Origin of the sequence: Litoreibacter janthinus (genome assembly GCF_900111945.1) — a bacterium.
Lineage (GTDB): Bacteria > Pseudomonadota > Alphaproteobacteria > Rhodobacterales > Rhodobacteraceae > Litoreibacter > Litoreibacter janthinus.
Genome location: NZ_FOYO01000001.1, coordinates 1348891 through 1375789 on the forward strand (window position 1 = coordinate 1348891; position 26899 = coordinate 1375789).

General features: G+C 57.9%; 30 protein-coding genes. 21 read left to right on the forward strand and 9 right to left on the reverse strand.

The window, feature by feature from the left end; all coding sequences use genetic code 11:
- Positions 1-34: 34 nt before the first annotated feature.
- The gene (locus tag BM352_RS06725; RefSeq protein ID WP_090214135.1) at positions 35-1303 is read right to left on the reverse strand and encodes an ABC transporter substrate-binding protein; all 1269 of its coding nucleotides are present in this window, start codon (positions 1301-1303) and stop codon (positions 35-37) included.
- A 302-nt stretch (positions 1304-1605) separates the two neighbouring features.
- On the opposite strand from BM352_RS06725, the gene BM352_RS06730 reads away from it, so the two are divergent.
- The gene (locus BM352_RS06730; protein WP_090214138.1) at positions 1606-2628 is read left to right on the forward strand and encodes a LacI family DNA-binding transcriptional regulator; all 1023 of its coding nucleotides are present in this window, start codon (positions 1606-1608) and stop codon (positions 2626-2628) included.
- Positions 2629-2752: 124 nt separating this feature from the next.
- On the opposite strand, the gene mdh is transcribed toward BM352_RS06730, so the two are convergent.
- Complete coding sequence (gene mdh / locus BM352_RS06735; protein WP_090214141.1) at positions 2753-3715, reverse strand: malate dehydrogenase; 963 nt, start codon at positions 3713-3715, stop codon at positions 2753-2755.
- Between the two features lie 165 nt (positions 3716-3880).
- Between mdh and BM352_RS06740 the strand changes: the two genes are divergently transcribed.
- Positions 3881-4633, forward strand: a complete 753-nt coding sequence (locus BM352_RS06740) for a sulfite exporter TauE/SafE family protein (RefSeq protein ID WP_090214143.1) — start codon at positions 3881-3883, stop codon at positions 4631-4633.
- On the opposite strand, the gene BM352_RS06745 is transcribed toward BM352_RS06740, so the two are convergent.
- On the reverse strand, positions 4630-4950 hold the full coding sequence (locus BM352_RS06745; RefSeq protein WP_090214145.1) for a hypothetical protein: 321 nt from the start codon (positions 4948-4950) through the stop codon (positions 4630-4632). The genes BM352_RS06740 and BM352_RS06745 overlap by 4 nt on opposite strands.
- Before the next feature lie 291 nt (positions 4951-5241).
- Between BM352_RS06745 and BM352_RS06750 the strand changes: the two genes are divergently transcribed.
- The 12 genes from BM352_RS06750 (at position 5242) to BM352_RS06805 (ending at position 13097) form a co-directional block, all read left to right on the forward strand.
- Entirely contained in the window at positions 5242-6093 is an 852-nt protein-coding gene (locus BM352_RS06750) for an HpcH/HpaI aldolase/citrate lyase family protein (RefSeq protein ID WP_090214147.1), read from the forward strand.
- Entirely contained in the window at positions 6090-6662 is a 573-nt protein-coding gene (locus BM352_RS06755; RefSeq protein ID WP_090214150.1) for an NnrU family protein, read from the forward strand. Before BM352_RS06750 ends, BM352_RS06755 begins: the two co-directional genes overlap by 4 nt.
- Entirely contained in the window at positions 6662-6865 is a 204-nt protein-coding gene (locus tag BM352_RS06760; protein WP_090214152.1) for a DUF1737 domain-containing protein, read from the forward strand. Before BM352_RS06755 ends, BM352_RS06760 begins: the two co-directional genes overlap by 1 nt.
- Complete coding sequence (locus BM352_RS06765) at positions 6865-7896, forward strand: MaoC family dehydratase (RefSeq protein ID WP_090214155.1); 1032 nt, start codon at positions 6865-6867, stop codon at positions 7894-7896. Before BM352_RS06760 ends, BM352_RS06765 begins: the two co-directional genes overlap by 1 nt.
- Before the next feature lie 212 nt (positions 7897-8108).
- Entirely contained in the window at positions 8109-8492 is a 384-nt protein-coding gene (gene sdhC / locus BM352_RS06770) for a succinate dehydrogenase, cytochrome b556 subunit (protein ID WP_090214157.1), read from the forward strand.
- Positions 8493-8502: 10 nt separating this feature from the next.
- Complete coding sequence (gene sdhD / locus BM352_RS06775; protein WP_090214160.1) at positions 8503-8874, forward strand: succinate dehydrogenase, hydrophobic membrane anchor protein; 372 nt, start codon at positions 8503-8505, stop codon at positions 8872-8874.
- A gap of 18 nt (positions 8875-8892) precedes the next feature.
- Entirely contained in the window at positions 8893-10698 is a 1806-nt protein-coding gene (sdhA, locus tag BM352_RS06780; RefSeq protein ID WP_090214162.1) for a succinate dehydrogenase flavoprotein subunit, read from the forward strand.
- Positions 10698-10991 carry a hypothetical protein gene (locus tag BM352_RS06785; protein ID WP_090214165.1) on the forward strand — a complete coding sequence of 98 codons (294 nt, stop codon included), beginning with the start codon at positions 10698-10700 and terminating at the stop codon, positions 10989-10991. Before sdhA ends, BM352_RS06785 begins: the two co-directional genes overlap by 1 nt.
- A complete protein-coding gene (locus tag BM352_RS06790) occupies positions 10988-11290 on the forward strand; it encodes a hypothetical protein (RefSeq protein WP_090214168.1) in 303 nt (100 codons plus the stop codon). Before BM352_RS06785 ends, BM352_RS06790 begins: the two co-directional genes overlap by 4 nt.
- 5 nt (positions 11291-11295) lie before the next feature.
- Positions 11296-11988, forward strand: coding sequence for an FkbM family methyltransferase (locus BM352_RS06795; protein WP_090214171.1), 693 nt, complete (start codon positions 11296-11298; stop codon positions 11986-11988).
- Complete coding sequence (locus BM352_RS06800; protein WP_090214174.1) at positions 11985-12308, forward strand: hypothetical protein; 324 nt, start codon at positions 11985-11987, stop codon at positions 12306-12308. The genes BM352_RS06795 and BM352_RS06800 overlap by 4 nt, the downstream gene beginning before the upstream one ends.
- Before the next feature lie 9 nt (positions 12309-12317).
- Positions 12318-13097: a succinate dehydrogenase iron-sulfur subunit gene (locus BM352_RS06805; protein ID WP_090214176.1), complete on the forward strand. Its 780-nt coding sequence runs from the start codon at positions 12318-12320 to the stop codon at positions 13095-13097.
- Here the strand turns inward: BM352_RS06805 and BM352_RS06810 are convergent.
- From BM352_RS06810 to BM352_RS06835, 6 genes are all read right to left on the reverse strand, one after another.
- Positions 13094-14164, reverse strand: coding sequence for an acyltransferase family protein (locus tag BM352_RS06810; RefSeq protein WP_090214178.1), 1071 nt, complete (start codon positions 14162-14164; stop codon positions 13094-13096). The two genes, BM352_RS06805 and BM352_RS06810, sit on opposite strands and share 4 nt — an antisense overlap.
- Positions 14165-14222: 58 nt before the next feature.
- Positions 14223-14816, reverse strand: coding sequence for a hypothetical protein (locus BM352_RS06815; RefSeq protein WP_090214182.1), 594 nt, complete (start codon positions 14814-14816; stop codon positions 14223-14225).
- 55 nt (positions 14817-14871) lie between these two features.
- Positions 14872-15858 carry an aldo/keto reductase gene (locus BM352_RS06820; protein WP_090214185.1) on the reverse strand — a complete coding sequence of 329 codons (987 nt, stop codon included), beginning with the start codon at positions 15856-15858 and terminating at the stop codon, positions 14872-14874.
- On the reverse strand, positions 15855-16559 hold the full coding sequence (deoD, locus tag BM352_RS06825; protein ID WP_090214187.1) for a purine-nucleoside phosphorylase: 705 nt from the start codon (positions 16557-16559) through the stop codon (positions 15855-15857). The genes BM352_RS06820 and deoD overlap by 4 nt, the downstream gene beginning before the upstream one ends.
- A gap of 45 nt (positions 16560-16604) precedes the next feature.
- Positions 16605-17651: a fatty acid desaturase family protein gene (locus BM352_RS06830; RefSeq protein ID WP_090214190.1), complete on the reverse strand. Its 1047-nt coding sequence runs from the start codon at positions 17649-17651 to the stop codon at positions 16605-16607.
- A gap of 72 nt (positions 17652-17723) precedes the next feature.
- Complete coding sequence (locus BM352_RS06835; protein WP_090219906.1) at positions 17724-19703, reverse strand: protein meaA; 1980 nt, start codon at positions 19701-19703, stop codon at positions 17724-17726.
- A gap of 199 nt (positions 19704-19902) precedes the next feature.
- Here BM352_RS06835 and BM352_RS06840 point away from each other — a divergent pair, with 199 nt between their 5' ends.
- From BM352_RS06840 to BM352_RS06870, 7 genes are all read left to right on the forward strand, one after another.
- Positions 19903-20700 (forward strand): bestrophin-like domain, encoded by a 798-nt coding sequence (locus tag BM352_RS06840; protein WP_090214192.1) that lies wholly within the window; start codon positions 19903-19905, stop codon positions 20698-20700.
- Positions 20701-20710: 10 nt separating this feature from the next.
- A complete protein-coding gene (locus tag BM352_RS06845) occupies positions 20711-22093 on the forward strand; it encodes a 1-acyl-sn-glycerol-3-phosphate acyltransferase (protein ID WP_090214195.1) in 1383 nt (460 codons plus the stop codon).
- Between the two features lie 120 nt (positions 22094-22213).
- Positions 22214-23506 carry a crotonyl-CoA carboxylase/reductase gene (gene ccrA / locus BM352_RS06850; RefSeq protein WP_090214197.1) on the forward strand — a complete coding sequence of 431 codons (1293 nt, stop codon included), beginning with the start codon at positions 22214-22216 and terminating at the stop codon, positions 23504-23506.
- 208 nt (positions 23507-23714) lie between these two features.
- Entirely contained in the window at positions 23715-23927 is a 213-nt protein-coding gene (locus tag BM352_RS06855; RefSeq protein ID WP_090214200.1) for a hypothetical protein, read from the forward strand.
- The gene (locus tag BM352_RS06860) at positions 23875-24585 is read left to right on the forward strand and encodes a helix-turn-helix transcriptional regulator (RefSeq protein ID WP_342713595.1); all 711 of its coding nucleotides are present in this window, start codon (positions 23875-23877) and stop codon (positions 24583-24585) included. Before BM352_RS06855 ends, BM352_RS06860 begins: the two co-directional genes overlap by 53 nt.
- A gap of 94 nt (positions 24586-24679) precedes the next feature.
- Entirely contained in the window at positions 24680-25312 is a 633-nt protein-coding gene (locus BM352_RS06865; protein WP_090214205.1) for an acyl-homoserine-lactone synthase, read from the forward strand.
- A gap of 42 nt (positions 25313-25354) precedes the next feature.
- Positions 25355-26893, forward strand: a complete 1539-nt coding sequence (locus BM352_RS06870) for an ATP-dependent DNA helicase (protein WP_090214208.1) — start codon at positions 25355-25357, stop codon at positions 26891-26893.
- Positions 26894-26899 lie beyond the last annotated feature (6 nt).

Genomic DNA, 26899 nt, shown 5'->3' on the forward strand with positions numbered 1-26899 from the left:
CCGGACAGATGGCTATTGTCAGCCGAAAGCGCGGTTACTCGACCGGGCAGGCACCCTCTGATGGTGCGTCAGGCGCCCAGCAAGGTGCGCCGGTCTCTTGCATGATCGCGGCCAGCGTTGCTTTCTGGTCGTCCAGAACCGTGCGGATGTCTTGACCGCCCAGAATGATCCGCTCGAAGCTATCGACGAAGACACGGTTGAAGTCACCGCCCTTGTCGCCAAGACCTGCAGGCAGCAGGCCGGGGTTGGCATCAGCCGCGCTGCTCATCTTGGCAATAGCTGCACCGGCAGCTTGCACAGATGGCGGCAGGTCGCTCGGTAGCTCTACGTCGATGACAGGAAAGAAGTTCGTCGCGCGCAGTGTCGCAATCTGAGTTTCTGGCTTCAGCATGTAGGCGACCAAAGCCTTGGCGGCATCCATGTCAGGTGCTGTCTTCGGGATCGCGACGCCAGCAAGAACCGGCATGAAGCCCCGCCCAGTTGGGCCAGCAGGCGCTGGGAACGCTACGAAGTCGTCTGGGCGTTCGTTGAAGGCACCAGCCAGACGCGATGTGTGATCGAAGACAATCCATGCGTCACCAGAGAGAAGCTGCTCTTGCAGGAAAGAGAAGTTCGTCGAAGCAGGGTTCGTGTGCTCCCAAAGCTCGGCAAATTTCTCCCATGCTGTTACGGCCGCATCCGACGCAAATGTGCGCACGACGCCGTTGGTGTAGGACGGGTACAGATAGCCTTGGAAGAAGCGGTGCTTCAAACCTTTGGGGCCAGCTGGAAAGCCGAACTTCGGCTCGCCTACGGCTTCATGCGTGTTGGCGGCCCACTGGATCAGTTGGTCATATGTCAGCGCGTTGATATCGGCGCCATCTGGCAGATACTGCAGCGCTTCTTTGTTTGCTGCCATGATATAGCTGGCCTGCATCCAAGGGACGTATTGCATCTGGTCGGTGCCCAGCTTGGAAAGATTGTTGAAGGTGTCACTGCTTGCCGTGACGCCCAGATCGCTCAGATCAACCAGGTTGTCGGGGTCCATGGCCGAATAATCACCGTGGAGCGCACCTAAAACGCCGATGGTGCCTGAACCGGCCTGCAATTCAGCGTTCAGACGGGTGATCCAAGGACCGCCATCGTTTGGCTGATAGTCAACGCCATCGGTGTAGCCGGATAGAACCTGCTCGCGCATGGCTTGGGCTTCTTCGACGGGTTTGGCCTGCGTGGACCAGAACAAGACTTCGGCCTGTGCCGCTATCGCGGTGCAGGAAATCGCAATGCCGGACGCTGCGCCGGCCAGTTTGGAAAGTAGGGTCATGTTTCCTCCCAGAAATATGTTTTCGAAGCCGACCTCCCAGTCAGCATCCTTGTAAGGCTATCTTGATGGCCAAGTTGGCAGAGCAAGCTTTGGTCGATGCCGCGACGACAATGTTTGTCCGTGAGTCGAATCGGCCCGATGGTGTTGATCATGATATAACGATATACCTTTCGTCAACACTCTTGAGTGCTGAAGTCGGATATGGAGGGCGCTTTCTTAAGTAAGCTCCTATACTTGTTAAATTTATTGACTGGGAGTAACTGATCTCATAGGCATAACGTTATATCAGATGAAGGCGTAGTATGTCAGGTAAGCCAACACTGGGAACTGTTGCGAAAGAAGCTGGGGTGTCGATTCCTACCGTCAGTCAAGTTTTGCGCGGCACGGGCCGGATATCAGAAAAGACGCGGGATCGCGTGCTGAAAGCGGCGAAAACCTTGCATTACGTTCCCGATCAAAGGGCCGCCGCGATGCGGTCCGGTGAAAACCGCGAGATCGGTTTCGTGATCAATCAGCTTTCAAACCCGTTCAACGCCGAAGTCATAAGCGGGGTCGTCGATTTGCTTGAGGCCGAAGGCTATCTTGTGTCGATTCTTGACACCCGCGACGATGCCGATCGCCAGACCCGTCATCTTGAAGCTTTTATCCGGCACGGCCGTGGAGGGCTGATCTGGGTGCCAGCGCTTGCGACCCCAGACGAGACATTCAACCTCTTGGCGGCGCATAGAATCCCGACAGTTACCTTCCTGCGTAACGTGCGTGCGGATTTTGATCACGTGGGCATCCGAAATGCAGAAGCGACCGCAACCGCGACACGGCATCTTTTGGAATTAGGCCACCGCAAAATTGCCTATCTTGGTGGGACCGAAATGACTCTGGTTCGAAGGGATCGTATTGCGGGATATCAAAAGGCGCTTTCGGACAGCGACATGGGCGCTGGCGTTATTTGGGATTCCGAGGACAACAAGCTGGCGGGGCTCGAAGCCTTGCTGAGTTTGAGACGCACCCATCCGGAGATCACAGCGGTTGTCTGCAATGGCGACATGGTGGCGCTTGGCGCTTGTCTGGCCTTGCAACGGGCAGGGCAAACACCAGGCAAGGAGGTGTCCGTCACAGGTTTTGATAACATTCAGGACGCTGCCGTCGCGACACCGCCGCTGACCACGATGGCCGTGTCCCCCCACAAGTTAGGCCGCAAGCTGGCACAAATTCTGCTGGACCGCATCCGCGACCCCGATATGCCCGTCACTGTGTCTGAAGTCTCGGCAGAGTTGATCATCCGGGACACGACGGGCGCACCCTCGAAAAATCAATCTGTGTCGTGAAGGCCGCAAGGGTCACGACGTCAAATTGGTCTGGCCGCGCGGCACCGTCTCGAGATGCCGAATTAGGCACAAAGGCCCACCCAGTTATGGGCAGGCCTTCTTTTTTCGTATAGGACGCGACGGCTTAAGACAGCGAGCCGTCGATTTCTTTACAAGCCGCCACGAGGCCTTTCACGGCGTCGACGGATTTGTCGAACATCGCTTGCTCGTCCTTGGACAGCTTGATGTTCACCACGCGCTCGATGCCGCCTTTACCGATCACGGTCGGCACACCTACGTAGAAGCCATCGAGACCGTAGGCACCTTCAACGTAGGCCGCACAGGGCAGTACACGTTTCTGGTCTTTCAGGTAGCTTTCGGCCATCTCGATTGCCGAGGTCGCAGGAGCGTAGAAGGCGGAGCCGTTGCCGAGCAGGCCAACAATCTCTGCGCCACCGTCACGGGTGCGCTGAACGATTGCGTCCATCTTCTCTTGCGTGGTCCAGCCCATGTCCACCAGATCCGGCAGCGGGATGCCTGCGACGGTGGAGTAACGGGTCAGTGGCACCATGGTGTCGCCATGGCCGCCCAGAACGAACGCGGTGACGTCCTTCATGGAGACTTCGAACTCGGTCGCGAGGAAGTGGCGGAAGCGGGCGGAATCCAGCACCCCTGCCATGCCGCAGACTTTCTCGTGGGGCAGACCGGAGAATTCGCGCAGCGCCCAAACCATAGCATCAAGCGGGTTGGTGATGCAGATCACGAACGCGTTTGGCGCATTGGCAGCGATGCCTTCGCCCACGGATTTCATAACCTTGAGGTTGATGCCCAGCAGGTCATCACGGCTCATACCCGGCTTGCGAGGAACACCCGCAGTGACGATGCACACGTCGGCGCCGGCGATATCTGCGTAATCGGTGGTGCCTTTAAGCGTCGCGTCAAAATGGCCTGATGGACCGGCTTCGGCGATGTCGAGCGACTTACCCTGAGGAGTGCCGTCAGCGATATCGAACAGAACGACGTCGCCAAGCTCTTTCAGAGCTACAAGGTGAGCAAGCGTGCCGCCGATTTGTCCGGCGCCGATCAGGGCAATTTTAGGTCTGGCCATGTGAATGGTCCTTGGTGCGGTTGATGTTGGGGGCGATGGGTAGCGCTTGCGAAGGAGTCGCGCAAGTGTGCCGCAGTGCAGAAATGGCGATTGTGAAGCGGCGGAGGGGCGGGGCTGCGCGGTTAGGTGTTGAACTAAAGGCATTTTTTGACCTAGCTGCAAAACATGGAGTTTGACCTCACCTTTTTCGCGTTAGCGCTGCCAGCCGCCTTTATTTCGGGAATGGCCAAAGGGGGTTTTGGTGGTGGGGCGGCTTTTGTCGCGACTGCGATTCTTGCGTTATTTATTCCGCCCGCGACGGCTTTGGGCATCATGTTGCCCCTGTTGATGATCGCCGACGTAGCGACATTGCGCCCGTTCTGGGGCAAGTGGCATTGGCCAAGCGCCAAGGCCTTGATGATCGGCGGCGTGCCCGGCGTGGTTCTGGGAGCGCTCCTTTACAAAGCAACAAACCCGGATGTGCTTCGCGTGCTGATAGGAGCGATTTCTTTAGGTTTTGTCGGTTTCCAAATCGCACGTGCGCAGGAATGGATTGCTGTAGCTCAAACGGGCTTCAGCAATCGTAATGGGCTGATCGCTGGGATCGTGTCTGGGTTTACCAGCTTCGTGAGTCACGCGGGCGGCCCGCCTGCGGCGATCTTCTTGCTGGCACAAGGGATGAGCAAAACCACTTATCAGGCGACGACGGTGATCGCGTTCTGGGCGATCAATGCCATGAAGGCGGTTCCTTATGCGTTTCTGGGGGTGTTCAGTTGGGAGACCCTGCGCGCCGACCTTTACATGCTGCCGCCCCTGTTAATTGGCGTGGCCTTGGGCGTCTATGCACACCGGGCGATGCCGGAGCGCTACTTCTTTCTGTTGACCTACGCTTTGCTTTTGGGTGCGGGCGGCAAATTGATTTATGACGGGCTGACCTAGGTCGGAGCGCCAAGCGAGGCGGGAAGCTCCTCGTCGACAGTCTCGAACGAGGTGCCAGCGGCCACAAGGCAGGTTAACCCATTGGGATGTGTCACGGTGATGGTCCATGATCCGGTTGCGCCGGATGCATGCAGTTCCACGATGCCGTTATTGGCTGCCAGCCCCATCGATCGGCGTGTTTCACCATATTGCTGCGTCAGCTTTTCCAGCACTACATCCCGTGCGGCGCACATGTTGCGAGCTTGCGCAACGGCGCCATCGCTTGCCGAAACGAGCGCGGCAAGGCCAAGCGCAAATGCGGAGATATAATTCATCATTTCAACGTTCCTTTGAAGGGGCTTCGTGAATATCGTCGCGGCGGGCTGGGGCATCACGTCTTCTCGGCGCCGGTGGACGAAACAACGGACCCAGAATTGGCAAAAGCGGAAAACATCGCGTTAAGGCTGCGGGCGTTGCTTCTGGTTTATCAAAGATAACTATTGAAAATTTGACGTAACCTAAGGCGCGCTCGCGAAAGCAGGCTTTTTGCTGCGTCGCGGCAAATCTGCGGTTGCAGCGGCGACGTTGCTGTGGTGAGTAATAAAATAACAAAACAGGAGTTGGATTCGATGCAAAACGTCGCGCAGCCTTATCGTTCGGTGCTCTATATCCCTGGGTCAAAGCCGCGCGCTTTGGAAAAGGCACAGAGCTTGCCCGTTGATGCCATTATCTTTGACCTCGAAGATGCCGTGTCCCCAGACGAGAAGGCCACCGCCCGCGCGTTGCTGGCCGAAACTCTACGGGCAACGGATTACGGTCCGCGCAAACGTATCGTGCGCGTGAATGGTGGCGATACCGAATGGGGGGCCGCCGATCTTGAGACCTTCATTGATGTGGCACCCGATGCGATCCTATTGCCAAAAGTCGAAGACACCGCAGTCATCGCCGACTTGGCCGCCCGCCTGAAAGGCGAGACGACGATTTGGGCTATGATGGAAACTCCCCGCGGCATCCTGAACGCTGCGGCTCTGGCAGCAGCGCCGAAGATGGAGGGATTCGTGATGGGCACAAATGACCTCGCCAAAGATCTGGGCTCTCGCGGGCGGCGCGCCATGTTGACGAGCCTGCAGCTTTCCTTGCTGGCTGCCCGTGCCGAAGGACTTATCTGTGTGGACGGTGTGTATAACGCCTTCAAAGACGAAGATGGTCTTCGCATGGAATGCGAAGAGGGGCGCGACATGGGCTTTGACGGCAAGACGTTGATCCATCCCGCGCAGGTTGCTGTTGCGAACGCTGTGTTTGGTCCGTCTGAAGAAGAGCTGGACCTCGCCCGCCGTCAGATCGCAGCCTATGAGCAAGCCAAAGCCGACGGGCAGGGCGTTGCGGTTGTCGATGGTAAAATCGTGGAAAACCTGCATGTTGAAACGGCGACGCGGCTTCTGGCCAAAGCGGACGCTATCAAACTGCTGGAGGGCGCATGACGCTATTAATTCTCGGAGTCCTGATTTGGGCCTTTGCACATTGGATCAAGCGGCTCGCCCCTGATCTTCGCCAATCCATGACCGCCAAAATGGGCGAGGCCTCCAAAGGCGTCATTACTGCTGCCCTGGTTTTGTCTATCGTACTGATGGTTGTTGGCTACCGAGGGGCGGACTCAGACCAAGTCTGGTATCCCCCGAGCTTCTTCGGTCATATCAATAACCTTCTGATGTTGTTGGCCTTCTACGTGTTCGGAGCCTCGGCGGCGAAGCCCGCGAAAGTCTGGCTGGGCACTAAGCTTCGGCATCCTCAATTGACCGCCGTCAAGATTTGGGCCGTGGCTCACCTGCTGGCCAATGGTGATCTGGCCTCAATCATCCTGTTCGGCGGCATGCTGGCGTGGGCGGTCATTTCGGTGATCCTGATCAACCGTGCCGAAGGGCCATGGACACCACCAGCACAAGCCCCGGCTAAGAAAGAGATCGTTCTGGTTGTGATCACGCTGGTCCTGTTCAGCGTCGTTGCGGGCATCCACGCTTGGCTGGGCGTAAACCCGTTCGGAGGGGTGTAATGAAAATCTACCGTTTGCTGACTGAAGACGACACCTCTGCCTTCTGCCACAAGGTGTCGGAAGCCCTGTCGAAAGGGTGGGAGCTATACGGCGACCCGACCTACGCATTTGACGCCTCCAACGGGGTGATGCGGTGCGGGCAGGCCGTGACAAAAGAGATTGAGGGCAAATACAGTCCCGACATGAAGCTGGGGGCGCAATGATGAGCAAGACCAACGCGGGGCGATTTTTCGAGGATTACACCGTGGGTGAGGTCATCGAACATGCCGTTCCACGCACGCTGTCGGGCGGTGAACGTGCGATGTATCACGCGCTTTATCCTGCACGGCACGCCTTCTATTCGTCCGATGAATTCGCACGCGATTGTGGACTGCACGAAGCTCCACTGGATGACCTGATCGCATTCCATACCGTGTTTGGTAAAACAGTGCCCGACATTTCGCTGAATGCTGTGGCGAATCTGGGCTATGCCGAAGGACGCTTTCTGAAGCCTGTGCATATGGGCGATACGATCAATTCCCGCTCCGAAGTGATCGGGTTGAAGCAGAACTCCAACGGCAAGACCGGCGTTGTTTGGGTGCGTACGACGGGCAGCAATCAACTGGGCGAAGACGTGCTGAGCTACGTGCGCTGGGTGATGGTGCGCAAAGGCAATGTGGACGCGCCCGCGCCGGAAACTGTAGTGCCAGACTTGGCCGAGTCAGTCAGGGCCAGCGACTTGGTGGTGCCGGACGGGCTAAGCTTCGAGAATTACAACTTCACCCAAGCTGGTGAGCCACATCGGTTGGGCGACTACACCGTAGGCGAAAAGATCGACCACGTGGACGGCGTCACCATTGAGGAAGCCGAACATATGCTCGCCACCCGCATGTGGCAGAACACCGCCAAGGTGCATTTCGACGCGACTGCACGCGACGGCGGGCGGCTGATCTATGGCGGCCATGTGATCTCACTGGCGCGGGCGTTGTCATTCAACGGCTTGGCCAACGCGCAGATCATTGTGGGGCTCAACTCGGGTGCGCACGCGAATCCATGCGGGGCGGGGGACACGGTTAAGGCGTGGTCTGAGGTTTTGGACATTGCCGAAACCGGCGCGCAGGGTATCGGTGCGATCCGCTTGAGGCTTGTGGCGCAAAAGGCCGAAGCCGCGCCGTTTTCCCTGAAAGGCGACGATGGAAAATACCTCCCGGATGTTTTGCTCGATTTGGATTACTGGGCGCTAATGCCGGTTTAGGGCAGCTCGCAAGCGGCCGCCTGCAAGGCTGGGGCCGTTTGCGCTAACCAGAAAAAATTTGTGATCACGCTCGCGAAATGCGTGATCACAAATGCTGAATTTGCGCGAAATTGCTACATTTCACCGCGCATTTCCTCGCCTATGGGGCGTGACTCATTCTATTATTAGTCTAATGATAGCCCGCAAACACCGTAGCAAACGAAGGACGCGCCATGGCTGACGTCAATCGGGGAAACAGACCACTTTCCCCCCATATCTCGATCTACCGCCCTCAATGGACGTCCATGACGTCAATCCTGACACGTCTCACCGGCAACGCGCTTATGGTCGCGTCAGTGCTGATCGTCTGGTGGTTCCTCGCCGCCAGCTACGGGGAGGATTACTTCAACACCGCGAACGGCTTCGTCACCAGCTGGTTCGGCGATCTGGTCATGTTCGGCTCTCTCTGGGCAGTTTGGTATCATTTCCTCGCCGGTTTGCGTCACCTGTACTGGGACAGCGGGCGAGGCTTCGAGTTGGAGACTGCCAAAAAGCTCGCTTATGGCGTCGTCGGTGGCAGCTTTGTTCTGACCATCATCACAGCAATCATTTTGTGAGGGATCTGACATGGCTTATTTGACAGACCGTAAACGCGCCGTCGGCATGGGCTCCGCCAAATCCGGCACCGAGCATCACTGGTCGATGATGGTGTCCGCCGTGGCTATGGCCATTCTGGTGCCGCTGTTCATCTTCACCTTCGGCCGTATTTTGGGTGCACCATATGAGGACGTGATCGCCTATTACAGCCGCCCATTCCCCGCAATCGTGGCCGCCCTGACAATCGTAGTCGGCATGATGCATTTCAAAAACGGTGTGCAAGCCGCAATCGAGGACTATGTGCAAGGCACAGCGCGCAAGATCGCGATCATCCTGTCGATCTGCCTATGCTACGCCATCGCCGGGACTGGCCTTTTCGCCATTGCCCGCATCGCTCTTTAATCGGAAGGCCCGTCTGACATGGCTGCTTACGAATACGAAACTCACGAATACGATGTTGTTGTGGTTGGTGCCGGTGGCGCTGGCCTGCGCGCGACGTTGGGCATGGCCGAACAAGGCCTGCGCACCGCCTGCGTGACCAAGGTTTTCCCGACACGCTCCCACACGGTTGCAGCCCAAGGCGGCATTGCCGCGTCGCTGTCGAACATGGGGCCGGATAACTGGCAGTGGCACATGTATGACACTGTCAAAGGCTCCGATTGGCTGGGCGACACCGACGCTATGGAATATTTGGCGCGGGAGGCCCCCAAGGCCGTGTACGAGTTGGAGCATTACGGTGTTCCATTCTCGCGCACAGAAGAGGGCAAGATTTACCAGCGTCCCTTCGGCGGCCACACCACTGAGTTCGGCGAAGGCCCCCCCGTGCAGCGGACCTGTGCCGCAGCGGACCGCACCGGCCACGCCATTCTGCACACGCTCTATGGCCAGTCCCTGAAGAACAACGCTGAATTCTACATTGAATACTTCGCGACCGACCTGATCATGAATGACGAAGGTGTCTGCACCGGCGTTCTGTGTTGGAAGCTGGACGACGGCACCCTGCACCTGTTCAGCGCCAAGATGGTTGTGCTGGCAACAGGCGGCTATGGCCGCGCCTACTTCTCTGCCACATCCGCACATACATGCACCGGCGATGGCGGTGGCATGGTGGCCCGTGCGGGCCTTCCTTTGCAGGACATGGAATTCGTGCAGTTCCATCCGACCGGCATCTACGGCGCGGGCTGCTTGATTACAGAAGGCGCGCGCGGGGAGGGTGGCTATCTGACCAACTCCGAAGGCGAGCGGTTCATGGAGCGCTATGCCCCGACCTATAAAGACCTCGCGTCCCGCGATGTGGTTTCACGTTGTATGACGATGGAAATCCGCGAAGGCCGTGGCGTGGGCGAGCAGGGGGATCACATCCACTTGCACCTCAATCACCTTCCGCCGGAAACTTTGGCACTGCGTTTGCCAGGTATCTCGGAATCGGCACGCATCTTCGCGGGCGTTGATTTGCACAAAGAACCGATCCCTGTGATCCCGACCGTGCACTACAACATGGGTGGCATTCCGACCAACTATTGGGGTGAGGTTCTGAACCCGACCAAGGACAATTCCGAAGCGATCGCGCCCGGCCTGATGGCTGTTGGCGAAGCGGGCTGTGCGTCTGTTCACGGGGCGAACCGCCTCGGCTCAAACTCGCTGATCGACTTGGTGGTTTTTGGCCGCGCGGCTGCGATCCGCGCCGCTGAAATTGTCAAACCAGGTGCGCCGAATCCGGAGATGCCTCAAAAGGCCATCGACGCGGCGATCGACCGATTTGACAGCTTCCGCCACGCAAAAGGCAATACCAGCACCGCAGAGCTTCGCTTGGAGATGCAAAAAACCATGCAAGCCGATGCAGCCGTGTTCCGGACGGACAAAACGCTGGCCGAAGGCGTCGAGAAGATGACCGCAGTTGCGGCCAAGATGGACGACATCAAGGTCTCCGACCGCTCCTTGGTTTGGAACTCGGATCTGATGGAGACCTTGGAGCTCGACAACCTGATGCCGAACGCTATGGCCACGATTGTGGGCGCTGAAGCGCGCAAGGAAAGCCGCGGCGCACATGCCCATGAGGACTATCCTGATCGTGACGACAAGAAATGGCGCAAGCACTCGCTGGCGCATGTCGACGGCAACAAGGTCAAACTGAGCTACCGTGGCGTTCATCTGGGTCCACTGACTACCCAAAAAGAAGGTGGCATCGACCTCAAGAAGATCGCGCCGAAAGCCCGCGTTTACTGATGCGTTGGGCTGCCCTTCCCTTGGTGCTTGCAGCCTGCGCCCCGGCCCCGGTTTCGCCGGAGCGGGCAGCGCAACTGTGCCGCGAAGAGGTGGGGCTGGCCGATGGCGTGCAGGGCAATATCGGCGTGGGTGTCGGCACCGGCGGCGGCAAGGCCCGTGGGTCGATCACTGTGACGGACAAGGTGTTCAAACCGCAAACTGCGGACGACGCTTTTTCAGCGTGTATTGATCGCCGCGTGAACGGCAAGCCGCAGCCAACGACCTTTGGCGTCAAGATCGGGGCGTCGACATGAGAGCGCTGGTGGTCCTGATGGCGTTGGCCGCATGTGGAAACCAGCCAAATCCTCCCGCTGCATCGTCGGCTCGGGTCACTGGCATTTCGCAGTTTGTGGCAGATGTGTCGCCTAGCCTGTCGCCTGAGGCGCAAGCCATCGCGGCGAGTTGCGGTGCGCAAAGCGCAACACCTGAAGAGATGCAGGTATTGTCGTCTGTGAGCCGCCCTTTAGATGCCGCGACGACCGGAATGGTCTCTGAAATCATGACGCGCGAGACGACGCTTGCGTGCTTGAATGCAAACGGGGTGATGCTCTGAGCGATATGTCCGACATACGCCGCGCCGCGCGGGACGAAGGGTTCGCCCTTCACCCGATCAAGATGCGCCCACCATACCTTAAGGCTTTCGGCTTCACACCGGACTGTGTGATTGACGTAGGCGTGCATGACGGCACGCCGTGGCTCTATCGCAGCTTTCCAGATGCGCATTTCGTGCTGGTCGACCCACAAGCCGAATGTGAGGCTGCAGTGAAAGCGCGCGTTGCCCCCAAGAGTTTCGACTTTCGCGCCGTCGCTTTGGGTGCCGCGCAGGGCAAAGCAATGTTGAGCGTGCCGGAAACGGATCCCGGCAAAGGTGGCGCCATGGCCAGCCTTAAGGAACGCACCGAAAAGCTGGCTGACACGTTCACCGACGTCGCCAAGCGCGAGGTGCCTGTCATCACATTGGATATGCTGGCGGTGAATTTGCCGGGGCGTCTCGGCCTCAAGATTGACACCGAAGGGTTTGAGCTTGAGGTGCTGAAGGGTGGCTGCGAGACGTTGAAGCGCTGCGATTTCGTGATCCTTGAGATGTCTGTCACACACCGTTTCAAAGGGGTGGCCCCTCCCTCCGCGATTATCTCAGAGTTGGCCAAGGCGGGACTAGAAATTCGCGATGTGCTTGCGCTTGCTGCACATGCGGGGAAGAAGGCGCAGCCGCGTCATATGGATGTGCTTTTTACGAGGTGGGCCGAATGAAACACTTGGCAACACTGGCGCTGGCCGCCCTCATGGGCCTGAGCGCTTGCGGCGATGATGGCTTGGCCGACCAACTTGCCCGCAAGGAAGCCAAAGACGCGGTGCGCCCTGTTCTCGCACAGCGTTTCCCGGGCGTGCCGCTGGAACCTGCCACGGATTGCGTCATCGACAACGCATCAGCTGGCGAAATCCTGAAGTTGGCGCGGGCTGGCGTCACCGGAGTTGGCCCAGAAGAAACTCAGCTGGTGATCGAAATTGCCACCCGCAAAGAAACAATTGAATGTCTTTTGAAAGACGGCCTCGCGCCGTTTTTGAAATAGGAGAGCGACATGGTTCAACTGACCCTTCCCAAGAACTCGAAAATCATGGGCGGCAAGACATGGCCGAAGCCCGAAGACGCGACCAATGTCCGCAAGTTCCAGATTTACCGCTGGAACCCTGATGACGGCAAAAACCCGTCCGTCGACACCTACTTTGTCGACATGGACAAATGTGGCCCGATGGTTCTGGATGCGCTGATCAAGATCAAGAACGAGATTGATCCGACCCTGACCTTCCGCCGGTCTTGCCGCGAAGGCATCTGTGGCTCTTGCGCGATGAATATCGACGGGATCAACACACTGGCCTGCATCTACGGCATGGACGAGATCACCGGCGACGTGAAAATCTACCCGCTGCCGCACCTGCCGGTCGTTAAGGATTTGATCCCTGACCTGACCCACTTCTACGCACAGCATGCATCGATCATGCCGTGGTTGGAAACCAAGACCAACCGCCCGAAGAAAGAGTGGCGCCAGTCCATCGACGATCGCAAAAAGCTGGACGGCCTGTATGAGTGTGTGATGTGCGCGTCCTGCTCGACCTCTTGCCCGTCCTATTGGTGGAACGGCGACCGCTACCTCGGGCCAGCCGCCTTGCTGCACGCCTATCGCTGGATCATCGACAGCCGAGATGAAGCCACGGGCGAGCGTCTGGACGAGCTGGAAGATCCGTTCAAGCTCTACCGGTGCCACACAATCATGAACTGCGCCAAGACCTGCCCGAAAGGTCTGAACCCCGCCAAGGCGATTGCCGAAATCAAGAAAATGATGGTGGAACGTCAGGTCTAAGCAGCGGCCAGTTTTTCAGATGAAGCGGGGCGTCGTGCAAGCGGCGCCCCATTTAGCATGAGCGCTAGCACAGGCACGCGCTTTACGATCAGATGATGCGTTGGCAGCTTGATAGCCAGCGTGCCGACGATCAGCGCGGCGAACAACGCGCCACCTTCCAGCCCAAGTGCTGTCAGCGGCGCAAGTAGCGCATGCAGCACCAGCCATTGCAGGATATATGTCGTCAGCGCCCCTGCCGAGATGAAGGACCAGATAGCAGTGCTGCGATTGAAGTAGCGGCGGAAGACCCAAAGCAGCCCGAAGCTAATGGCAGCCGTGCTGGACGCGATCCGCGCCGCATGGAGCATCTGGTGAAGCGTGGTGCCTTGCGTGGCCCACCCGTCGATCATGGCGAGCCAGAACAGGCCTGCGATGGCGAACGGCATTGGGCCGGGGCGGTGGACAGCCTCCCACGCTTTGGGGTGCTGGAACAGTGCTAGCCCTGCCACATAGGCCCATGCGTATTTGGTGAACCCGTCGAAGGGCACCGGCAGATCAAGACCAACAGTTCCGGCGATCAGCATTTGCACCGCCACAGCGACCACAGTGATCGCAGTAGCGATATGCACCATCGGAATGCGGGTCTTTGTCACGCGGGCCCAAGCGGACGAGCGCAACGCCCATAAGATCAGCGGCACAGCGATGATGAAGCCCATAAGGCTGAACAAGAACCACAGATGTACGAAAAGCCGCCCCGAGACGGCGCGACTAAGGACATCCTGTGCCCAGTTTGCCGTAAAGCCGCCATGGATCATCGCGAGCGTCGCGGGATTGACCAGAAGCAGGCCAGTCGCCAATGGCCAGGCAAGGCGGCGCAACCGGTCCCTTAAATGCGGCCATATGGGGCCTTCGGGGAGGGTTGCCGCCATCACATAGCCGGAGATGATAAAGAACGTGCCCATGCAGAAATTGTAGATGAACACCGCAAAGGGCGCGGCGGGGGCATAGTCGATCAGGTAATACGCGTGCAGCACCACGACGAACACCATGCAAATGGCGCGCAAATGGTCGAGATACGTGATCCGCATGGTCTTTTGCCCCTTTCAGAGGCGATAAAACCACGCAAATCGGCCAAAATTTGGGCGTCTATGCGTCCTCGTATGGGTGAGTGGCAATCACTGTCCAGTGGTAGAGAAGATAGGCGATGAGGGGCAGCGCAGCATGGGCCACAACCCACTCGTGTGGCGGATAGTGCAAACTGGTGTATGCGTTTGCCACGCCAAGCCCGACGCAGCGTACGACCTGCCAGCGCACTGCATTTGCGCGACCCTCAACGCCCCAGTTTTTCGCGTCCCAGCCCATTTTGTCGAGCAAGTCCGAGTCCAGAACCCAGATAAGGCCGTAGAGCGCAGCCATCGTAAAGAAACCCAAAGAGATTGAGATTTGCAGCATGTTGGCGGGCAGGAAGAGGCAAATTGCAATGAGGCTTAGGCTGATTGCGACTAAGGTTGCGCCTGTGCTGGCGTCGCGGTTTTCGCCCTCGAACCACGCTTGTGGCAGGCGCACCCAAAGCGTCGCGGCCAGTCCCATCGCCACCGCAATATTCAGCGCCAATTGTGGCACGATGACCTTAGCAACCATGTAGGCAAAAATGACGGCCGTGGCCCGCGCCAGCAGGCCCTTGGGGATGGGCAGGCGGGTTGTCAGCAAAACATACAAAGAGATCAAAGAGCGGCGCATACCTCATATTTGGGGGTGAATGCGCCGAATTTAAGGAAACAGACTGTTCTTCGGCCTAACAATAGCGCTCTACGCCGACGATCTGGGCATCTGAATACCTGTCCCCATGTGCCCATCCTATGGGCAGGATCCGCTTGATCTCGGCGCGGTCCTCATCGGTGAATTCAATCGCGTCGCCGTCGACCAATTGCTCCAGATGCGCACGGCTACGCGTGCCGGGGATCGGAATTAGATGGTCACCTTGATCAAGCGTCCATGCAATCGCCGCACCTGCAGGGCTCCACCCGCGCGAAGTGCAGAAATCGCGAAAACGATCCAGCTTTGCGCAGTTGGCGGTAAAATTCTCACCAGTAAATCTTGGCTGGTCCTTACGGAAGTCACTGCCGCCAAAGGTCTCCGGATTCGGGAGGGTGTCGGCGAACATACCACGCGCGACGGGGGAGAAAGGAACGAATGCGACACCTAGCTCTTCGCAAGTTTGAATCATGCCCATTTCAGGCTGGCGTGTCCAAAGCGAGTATTCACTTTGCACTGCCATTATGGGGTAAACCGCATGAGCGCGGCGCAGCGAGGAAGGTGCGATCTCGGAGTAGCCGATCCCGCCGATCTTGCCCTCTTTGATGAACTTCGCCAGCGTCTCGGTTACGTCCTCGATCGGGCGCTCCTGTTCGCGGCGGTGAATGTAGTACAGGTCGATATAATCCACCCCGAGGCGCGTCATCGAGCTTTCTAATGCGCGGCGAAGCGCGCCTTCGGAATTGTCGAAATGGCGGGTGGGCTTCGTTTCGATGCCGCCTTTCGTGGCGATCTTGAACCCGTGGTTGGGATTTTCTTTGAGGTAGCTGCCGATCACTTCCTCGGACTTGCCCATGCCATAGATCAACGCGGTGTCGAGAAAATCGACCCCGTGATCACGGCAGGCGTCAAGCGTGTCATGAGAGGTCGCAATGTCGGTTTCGCCGTAAAAGCCGGCAAAGCTCATGCAACCAAGGCCAACGGCCCCGACCAGTGGCCCGCCATTTCCAAGCTGCCGCTGCTTCATGTGAACGCCGCTTCCAGAGCTATTTCTACCATATCCCCGAAGCTCTTTTCGCGATCTTCAGACGGGAGCGCCTCGCCGGTGATAAGATGGTCTGACACGGTCAGAACAGCTAATGCGCGACGGTCGTAGCGGGAAGCGAGGGTGTAAAGCTCTGCCGCTTCCATCTCCACAGCAAGAATACCGTGGCGCGTCATTTGCTCGTTCAGATCCGGGCGTTCGTCGTAGAAGACATCGGCGGAATAGATGCCGCCCACATGGGTGGGCACACCTCGCGCCTCGGCGGCGTGATAGGCCTTATGCAACAGGTCGAAATCGCATGTTGGCGCGAATTGCAGTTCCTTGAAGATGCCGCGCGATGGCGTCGACAAGGTTGAGGATGTGGTCGCTAGGATAACGTCACGCAAGGCGACCTTGTTTTGCATCCCCCCGCAAGAGCCGATGCGGATTAGCGTTTGCGCGTTGTATTCCTTGATCAGTTCGTTTGCGTAGATCGACAGGGATGGCATTCCCATGCCAGACCCTTGGATGGTGACGCGGTGTCCCTTCCATGTGCCGGTGAAGCCCAACATGCCCCTCACCTCGTTGATCAGTTTGACATCCTCAAGAAAGGTCTCAGCCGCCCATTTGGCGCGGTAGGGGTCGCCCGGAAGCAGAACGGTTTCAGCGATGTCGCCCGGTTTGGCACCGATGTGGATGGTCATTTGGCAAAGCTCCTCTGCGCCAGATTACGCGGATTTATATCAGGACTACTCGGCAGGGGCGAGCGTCCCTTGATTGGCGATTTGATCCGCTGTCGCGAAATTAACCATGCGGCGGGTGTCCTCGTCCCAGAGCTTCAGCTTCATGCATTGAAGGCTATCGCGGAAGGTCACTCGGTTGGTGGCCGCCAATTCTGGGTGGTCGCGCAGAACTTCAGGCAAACGGTAAAACGCGATACGCGAATAGAGGTGATGAACATGGTGGATGCCCACGTTGCAGCTGAACCAGTTCAGCCACCCGGGCAGGACGTAATAGCTGGAGCCATACAGCGCTGAATCATGCACCGACCAGTTGCCTTGATGGTCCCATTCCACGCCTTCGAACTGGTGTTGGATGTAGAACACCCAGACCCCGCAGAACGCTCCGATTAAGGTCGAGGGCACGAAGATGTACAGTATCGGATCCCAGCCTCCGAAAGAGTAGATAGCGCCAAGCACGATAGCGATGGAAAAGTTGGTGCCCATCGCACTAATCCAGTATTCGGTCCGATCCATCAGACGCACAGGCAGCCTGTATTCGAGGAAAAACGAATAAAACGGCCCGAACGCCAGCAGGAAATAAGGGTTTCGATACAGACGATAAGCGGCCTTCACGAAAGGGCTCTTGGCGTTGTATTCGGCAACGGTGAGCGTCAGCAAGTCGCCCATCTCGCGCCGGTCCAAATTACCATGGGTCGCGTGGTGGACATCGTGCTTCTTCGCCCAAACCGCCGCCGGCGCGATGCAGATTACGCCAAGACAACGGCCCAGCCAACGGTTCGCCGCCCATGATTTGAAGATCGCCCCGTGGCCACAGTCATGCTGGATTGCGAACATCCGCATCATCAGCATACCAATCAGGATCACCGATGGGACGGTGACCCAATACAGCTCGGCGGCAAGGGACCACCAAGCGGTGGCCCATAGGAAAACATAAGGAACAAAAGTCGTCAGCAGTTCAAACATCGAACGTGTGAACGACGGTTCACGATACTCTTTAAGAATAGGGACCCATTCCCGCGCCGGACGGCGCGGTTTCGCAGCAGCATTGCTCATTGGAAATACCTTTGGTCGCAATTCCTTGAGCGCGGACTTTGGCCCAGCCCGCCGCCATGATCAAGTAGTGGATTACTCCGCTGCGATGCCTGAAGGCTCCACCAGCGCCACCAAATCCATCATGATACGGTTCAGCTCGAAATCCTTGGGGGTGTAGACCTTGGCTACACCCATCGCACGCAGACGCTGCGCGTCATCCTCGGGGATGATCCCGCCGACAACGACTGGGATGTGTCCGAGGCCGGCAATATGCATTTTGCCCATCAAGTCCTCGATCAACGGAATGTGCGAGCCGGACAGGATTGAAAGGCCCACGACATGCGCCTCGTCTTTTACAGCGGCTTCGACGATTTCGTCGGGAGTCAGGCGGATACCCTCGTAGCTGATATCCATGCCGCAGTCGCGGGCGCGGGCAGCGATTTGCTCGGCCCCGTTGGAGTGACCGTCTAGGCCCGGCTTGCCAACGAGGAACTTCAAGCGGCGCCCCAGTTTGGTGGAAACAGCGTCCACACGTTCGCGAATTTCGTCTAACCCTTCGGTGCGGTTGGACGGGTTGCGCGACACGCCGGTTGGGCCGCGATATTGGCCAAAGGCTTGCCGGATCACATCGCCCCACTCGCCGGTCGTGGCGCCTGCCTTGGCGGCTTCAATCGTCGCTTCCATTATATTGGTTCCGTCCTGCGCAGCGGCACGGACCCTCGCCAGTGCGGCCTCAACCGCGCCTGAATCGCGAGATGCACGCCATGCCTCAAGCCGTGCAATCTGGTCGGCTTCGGCGTCTTTGTCGGCCACCATTATCGCCTCGTCGCCTGCGGTCAGTGGGCTTTCTTCGTGCTGCTGGAATTTGTTCACGCCAACCACGGTCGTCTCACCGGTCTCAATGCCGCCCAGGCGTTCAGCATTGGCCTCTACCAGCCGCGACTTCATGTATTCGATGGCCTCATTGGCGCCGCCCATGCTGTCGATGGTCGCCAGTTCGGCACGGGCGCCTTCTTTCAAGGCTTCAACCTTGCGGTCCACGGCAGGGTTGCCGTCGAACAGGTCATCATATTCCAACAAGTCGGTCTCAAACGCCATGATTTGCTGCATCCGAAGCGACCATTGTTGGTCCCAAGGGCGGGGCAGGCCAAGGGCCTCGTTCCACGCGGGCAATTGCACGGCACGCGCACGGGCGTTCTTGGACAGGGTCACGGCCAGCATTTCGATCAGGATGCGGTAGACGTTGTTTTCGGGCTGCTGCTCCGTCAGGCCAAGGGAGTTCACCTGAACGCCGTAGCGGAAGCGCCGGAATTTGGGGTCTTCGACGCCGTAGCGTTCGAGACAGATTTCGTCCCACAGGTCCACGAAGGCGCGCATTTTGCACATCTCGGTCACGAAGCGGATGCCTGCATTTACGAAGAACGAGATGCGGCCGACCATCTGCGGGAAGTCCTTGGCCGGCACCTTGCCCTTGAGGTCGTCCAGCACCGCTGTGGCGGTGGCAAGCGCGAAGGCCAGTTCCTGCTCTGGCGTCGCACCAGCTTCCTGCAGATGATATGAACAGACGTTCATCGGGTTCCATTTGGGCAGATGCTCGCGCGTATAGGCGGCGATGTCGGTGATCATGCGCAAGGATGGTTTGGGCGGGCAAATATAGGTGCCGCGCGACAGGTATTCCTTGATGATGTCGTTTTGCACTGTGCCTTGCAGCGCGGACACATCCGCACCTTGCTCCTCCGCCACCGCGATATAGAGAGCCAAAAGCCAAGGGGCCGTCGCATTGATTGTCATGGAGGTATTCATCTGGTCCAGCGGGATGTCGTTGAACAATGTCCGCATATCCCCGAGATGCGCCACTGGCACACCGACCTTGCCAACCTCACCCTTGGACAAGATATGATCGCTGTCATAACCGGTTTGAGTCGGTAGATCGAAAGCCACGGAAAGGCCCGTCTGACCCTTTGCCAAGTTTCCGCGGTACAGGGCGTTCGACGCTTTGGCGGTCGAGTGACCCGCGTAGGTGCGGAACAGCCAAGGGCGATCTTTTTGCGGCGTGTTGGGCAGGTCTGACATGGCGGCCTCGTTTGAATCGTGGTTGGTAATTTTCTTGCGCGTAGCGATTGATACGTGGAATTTTATACCACTGTCAATTCGCTGCAATGCAGAAATTTCGCGCACCCCTGCAGCTTCGCCACGCTTTTCATCTACCTCCGTCGCGATCTGTGGCATAAGTTCGGGAACTGGCCCTGTCTAGAAGAAGGAGCCGCAGTGTATGGGGCAGACGGAAATTATGTACGACATTAATTCAATTGTAATCGCGGTGCTGCTTTTAGTCGCAATGGGCGCCGCCATGAGACTGGGGCGGGTCGTAGGGAAGCGCGGTGCCGGACATCATACCGACGAAAGCAAGTCGCAAATCAGCGCCGTACAGGGTTCGCTTTTGGGCATGTTGGCGCTTTTGCTCGGCTTCACTTTTTCGCTGGCTTTGAGCCGTTTCGATGATCGTTCGCGGGCCGTGGTCGATGAAGCGAACGCAATTGGTACGGTGTGGCTTCGAACTGACCTGTTAAGCGAGCAGCGGCGGGGCGAGGCCAAGTCACTGTTGAGTCGCTACGGCCTGACGCGGTTCGAGGCTGGCCGCGTTCCTGCCAGCGAGCTAGAGCGCCGTGACGGCTTGGTACTGGCCGCTGAGGAGATTTTCGCGAAGATATGGGACATCGCAGGCGCCGAGGTGCAAGACGTCGGTGGTCCGGCAGCTGTCAGCTTTGCAACGTCTTTGAACGATATGATAGATTCTTTGGGCGCCCGCGACGCCGCGATCAAACGCCATGTGCCGGAACCCGTGTTATTTCTGATGTTTGCAACCTTTGTCTTGTTGGGGTGCATCCTTGGTTACAGCTCGGGGCTGACATCGGTGAAGGCGGGTTTTCCGATTTACGCGATGATGTTCCTGATTGTGGCGCTGGTCTTTGTTATCATTGATCTCGACAGGCCTCGCCGTGGCATTATTTCTGTCGATCAAGATCCTTTGCGAGTGGTGTCAGAGAGTATGATCCGTGCAGTAAATTGAAGGTGTCGTAATGTTCAACACCGTCGAACTGCCCGTATGGGCGCTGGTACTAATCGGGTTGCTGGCCGCAGTGACAGCAGCTTCGCATTTTCTATTTCCGTCCGTGCGGTGGTTTTTCCGGCGACGGGCAGAACGGGTCGTAGCGCGACTAAATTCCAAACTGGCGCGCCCGATCCAGCCGTTCAAACTGGCGCGGCGTCACGACATGATCCAGAACGTGTTGTATGACCCAGACGTCATCCGCGCGGTGAACGACTATGCTGATGAAATGGCCATTCCCGACAACGTGGCCTTTGAGACCGCGCAGCGATATGCCCGTGAGATTGTGCCGTCGTTCAGTGCGTCGGTCTATTTTGGGCTAGGGACGCGGCTTGCCAAATGGGTATCGCGCTCGCTTTATCGCGTGCGGGTGGTGAACCCACGCAGTGACGCGATGGCCGCAATCGATCCCGATGCAACTGTGGTTTTCATCATGAACCATCGGTCCAACATGGATTACGTCCTTGTGACCTATCTGGCCGCCCGTGAAAGCGCGTTGTCCTACGCCGTTGGAGAATGGGCGCGCGTCTGGCCCTTGCGCCCGCTCATCAAAATGATGGGCGGCTACTTCATTCGGCGTAGATCTCTGAATCCGCTCTACCGCAAGGTGCTTGCCCGCTATGTGCAGCTTTCAACCAAAGAAGGCGTGGCTCAGGCGGTTTTCCCCGAAGGTGGCTTGTCGCGCACTGGCGGGCTTGGTGCACCGAAACTTGGTTTGATCAGCTATATTATCGACGGCTTCGATCCGAAAGGCGCACGGGATGTCGTGTTCGTGCCGGTCGGGCTGAACTACGACCGTGTTTTGGAGGACCGCGTTCTTGTTGCCGCAGCTGGCGACAAATCCAAGCGCTTCAAATTCCGCATCAGCCATGTAACGCGCTATGTGGGGCGCCATCTTTGGCAACGCCTTACCGGCAAGTTTCATAGGTTGGGATTTGCGGCGGTGGCATTCGGGCGTCCCGTGTCATTGAAAGATTTTCTGGCCCAATCGGCTGATTCCGCAACGGAGCGTTTGGGCGCAGAGCTTATGGAGCGCGTGGGAATGGTTGTGCCAGTTCTGCCCGTGCCCTTGGTGTGCCGCCATCTGGAGGTTGCGGGCGGTAAGCTGGCCCTGTCCGAGCTTGAGGCGCGTTTTGCTGAAGACATCGCCGCATTCCGAGCCGCGCACCGAGAGGTGTGTCTTCCGTCGGCCCGCGACGGGGATCCGTTGATACGTGCGGTGAAAGAAGCCTTGCGCATGTTGGAAGTGCGTGGACTTGTGCGTTTGGTCTCTGGCGAGGTGCAGGTCACCGACAAGGCACCAGAAGTCATTTCTTACTACGCCGCGTCTTTGGCTCATTTCGTCGCGACATAAAATTACAAAAAAACCAACTTTCGGGTTGTATTGTTGCTTTTGCGTTTGTATCCCTTCTTTATTGGCGGTGCAGCATTTGATTCTGCGTCGCGGCACTGACTAAGATGGGGAGCGCCGGTAATGGCTCTAGATACGCAGGACAAACTGATGGACTACACCGCCGAGAAGAAAGACCTCTATGAGGTCGGAGAAATTCCACCATTGGGCCACGTGCCGACACAGATGTATGCGTGGGCGATCCGTCGCGAACGTCACGGCGAGCCAGAGCAGAGCTTCCTGCGCGAAGTCGTCGACGTCAAAAAGCCGGACAGCAACGAGGTTCTCGTGCTCGTGATGGCCGCTGGTGTAAACTATAATGGCGTGTGGGCAGGCCTTGGTGTTCCAATCAGCCCGTTCGACGTGCATGGCGAGCCCTATCACATCGCTGGCTCTGACGCGTCCGGCATCGTCTGGGCTGTGGGCGACAAAGTCACCCGCTGGAAGGTCGGCGACGAGGTGGTCATCCACTGCAACCAAGACGATGGTGATGACGAAGAATGCAACGGCGGCGATCCGATGTTCTCCACATCTCAGCGCATTTGGGGCTACGAAACGCCCGACGGCTCTTTCGCGTCCTTCACCACGGTGCAGTCGCAGCAGCTTATGCCGCGCCCGCAGCACTTGAGCTGGGAAGAGTCCGCTTGCTATACGCTCACCCTCGCAACTGCGTACCGGATGCTGTTCGGCCACCACCCGCATGAATTGAAGCCAGGCCAGAACGTGTTGATCTGGGGCGCATCGGGCGGTCTTGGTTCCTACGCGATCCAGTTGGCAAACACCGCTGGCGCGAACGCCATCGGCGTCATCTCCGATGAAGACAAGCGCGATTTCGTTATGGGCCTTGGCGCAAAAGGCGTCATCAACCGCAAGGACTTCAACTGCTGGGGTCAGATGCCGACAGTGAATTCCGAGGAATACAAAAAATGGTTCGGTGAAGTGCGCAAATTCGGCAAGGCCATCTGGGACATCACCGGCAAAGGCAACAATGTCGACATGGTGTTCGAGCACCCGGGCGAGGCCACAATGCCAGTGTCGGTGTTCGTGTGCAAAAAAGGCGGCATGGTCGTCATCTGTGCAGGCACCTCCGGGTTCAACCTGACGATGGACGCCCGCTACCTGTGGATGCACCAGAAGCGCGTCCAAGGCTCCCACTTCGCCCACCTCAAGCAAGCGTCGGCTGCGAACAAGCTGATGTGCGAACGCCGCCTCGACCCTTGCATGTCCGAAGTGTTCCCATGGGACGAGCTGCCTCAGGCCCACACCAAGATGCTGCGCAACGAGCACAAGCCTGGCAACATGGCAGTGCTGGTCACAGCACCGCGCACGGGCCTGACCACATTCGAAGATACGCTTGAGGCAACCCGTCAAGCCTAACGCGTTCTAAGACCATCCGGAAAGCTCGCGAATCGCAATGGTTCGCGGGCTTTTCTGTTTTCAGGACGTCAGTAGAATGGAAAAACAGACAGTTACATCAGCTGCCCTCGCTCTTTTTGAGGAGGAATAATTGGCGAATATTTTAGGCAAATATCCGCTGCTAGCCTTTTGTTAATGGTTGGTTAACCCCTTCAAGAGGATAGTGCTAATGAAGAATGACTGGATTATCGACGTTTTAATGGATCTCAAGAAATTCTCCGCCAAGAATAACTTCAATTATTTGGCCGAGCATCTTGATGACACGATCATGGTTGCATCAACCGAGCTCGCGTCGCCCGCTCCAGTGAGACGCCGTGTGGTAGGTGAGCGTGAACAAGCTGGTGGACATGCAGGAGGTGCTTTCACAGGCGAAAACGCTTGAGGAGGTCCAGAGATTTGTCGAAGGCCTACGCGATGTCTACGACTTGGAACACTTGGTCTACCATTCAGTAAACTGTGTAGGCGGGCAATATGCGGCGCTAACCTACAGCCAGGATTGGGTTGATCGGTATATCGAGAATGACTACGCCCGCATCGACCCCGTCATTCAGGGGTGCTACCAGCAGTTTCATCCAATCGATTGGAAAGCGCTCGATTGGTCTTCCAAATCGGCGCGCGCGCTTCTAGGGGAAGCAACAGAGGCAGGGCTTGGCAATCAGGGCTTTAGCGTTCCCATCCGCGGACCTAGTGGCCAGTTTGCCCTATTCACGATCAATCATAAGTGCAGTGACGATACTTGGTCCGCTTTCACAAACGAGCGGATTGAAGACTTGATCCTGATTTCCCATTACCTGAACGAAAAGGCGCTTCAGATTGAAGGGCGCCCGGACAGGGGGCCCATTCGTGCACTGTCGCCGCGCGAGAAAGACACCCTCACGCTGCTTGCGACAGGTGCCAACCGCGCCAATATAGCAGATGTGCTGAAGATTTCTGAAAGCACATTGAGGGTCTATATCGAGGGCGCGCGTTTCAAACTGGGCGCGTCCAACACCACCCATGCGGTTGCTTTGGCGCTGACTCACGGGCTGATCGTGGTGTAGTTTGTTGCGTCTTTTGAGTGAAAGGCGAGCGGCGCTCTGACGTGGAATTAACCGGATTGTAAGAACCACCATCCCAAAGCGGATGGAGTTCAACATGATCAGATATGCCTATGCCGACCAGCTTTCTGCCTGTCGAAAGTTACACCACACCATGCTTAAGGACAGGGCCGCCCAGTTCCATGACAGGCTGAAATGGGAGGTGTCCGTTGACGCAAACGGTTTCGAAACGGATCAATATGACGCGCTGAACCCGCTTTACGCCATTTGGGAAAACCCGGACGGAAGCCATGGTGGTTCCATGCGGTTTCTTCCGACAACCGGCGCAACTATGGTGAACGACTTCTTTTCCCATGTGACAGGCATACGTGTCACATCACCTCGCATTTGGGAAACAACGCGCTTTTGTGTGTCTCCCACCGCTCCAAATAGCGGACGGATTGCAGCGCTTTTGATGTTGGCGGGCGCGCAGATCGGGGTCGGCTTCGGCCTGACCCATGCCGTCGGCGTATTCGACACACGGATGATTCACATCTACCGTAAGCTCGGATGGCTACCAGAGATCCTTGGCACGGAGGGGCAGGGGCGCAAAATGATCAGTGCCGGGCTGTGGAAGTTCAGCCCGGAAAACCTGCCCCGAATGGCCGCAAAGGCAGGTGTCTCCCGCGAACTGTCTGCGCATTGGTTTCACCGCGCGTTCGGGCATCCGGCAACGGGGATTGCTGCCTGATCTCTCTGGCAAAGTCCTGGGCCGCAAGGTAGGGTCCGCCGCATGTCGAGAGCCCCTACCACCGTCACATTTTCCGAAGATCAGGCAGAGGCCTTTGACGCGATCACCGAGATGATGGCGAAGGCGGGCGTCGACCTAGTGGAAGGTCATACGACGCCGCTGAACGAGGCCAAAAGCCAAGTGATGGCCATCGTGGGCAAGGCCGGTTCTGGTAAGACCTTGCTGCTCGCGAAGATGGTCGAGGCTGTGCAGGAAGCGGGCGTTGACCTGATTTCCGGCGACTATGACGGCAAGCCGCGCAAAGACCGTCGCACCATTGCCGTGCTGGCGCCAACGAACAAAGCCGCGAGCGTTCTGCGCAACCGCGGCGTCCCTGCGACCACCATTCATCGGATACTTTATACGCCGATGTATGATCCTGAATACGAACGGATCGCAGACTGGCTTGCGGGGCAGGGAGACAAGCCCGAGATTGAGGGCCTGACCGAGATCGCACTTGAACGGGCCCGCTTGTTTTACGAGATCAACAAGTCCATTCCCGGCGCTTTGGCTGCTGCGGGGCTTAAAGGCTCTGACTTCATCCAAGGCTGGAAGAGGCGCGAAGACCCGCTTGATATCGGCTTCATCGATGAATCCTCGATGCTGGATGAAAAGCAATACGACGACCTGCGCGAGATTTTTCCGACCCTCGTGCTTTTTGGTGATCCGGCGCAGCTGGCCCCAGTCGGGCAGTCCGGTGCGATGGTGTTCGACACGCTGAAGGAAGGGCGCAAGCTGGAGCTGTCTCGCGTGCACCGGCAAACTCAGGACAACCCGATCCTTGACCTTGCCCACGCGCTGGCAGACCCCGACGTGAACTTCAGCCAATTCGAAACCCTCGTGCGCGAAGCCGCTGCGAAGGACGACCGCGTCGTCTATGCCGAGCGGGTCGAGGCCGATTTGATGGCCCGCTCCCCTGTCTTGGTCTGGCGCAACGCCACGCGCATCCGGTTGATCCAAGCCTTTCGCGGCGCTTACGGCGCAACGGTGGATACACTTCTTCCGGGCGAGCCGCTGATCTGCGACGGGATCGAGCTGCCGCTGAAACACCGAAAGAAGCGGATTGATCTAGAGGCGCGCGGCCTGATCAAGGGCGCGCAGGTGGTCTATATGGGGCCGGGCAACAAGCCGGGCTTCTCGCGCTTGCATGTCATCGGCGCAGAAGACCCGCAAGTCTCCGCTGCGTCCATTATCAAGATCGAGGCTCCGGGCGAGGAAGAACCATTTATACCCTTCGCGGCCCGAATGGGGGCGGCCTTCCTACATGGGGCAGCGGTGACGATCCACAAGGCGCAAGGTTCCCAATGGGACACGGTTCAGGTCTTCGCACCCGATCTCTATGCCGCCGCACGCGCAGGGCGCGAGGAGGCGGGCCAACCCTTGTGGAAACGGCTGGCATATGTGGCAATCACACGGGCGGAAAACAGACTGATGTGGGTGACCCGAAGCATGCTCGCCCGCCCGACCGGTGCCTTGCGCACCGACGATCTGCCCAAAGGCCCGTCTCGTCTGGAGCTCACAGCCCCAGAGACACAGGATTAGCCTTGT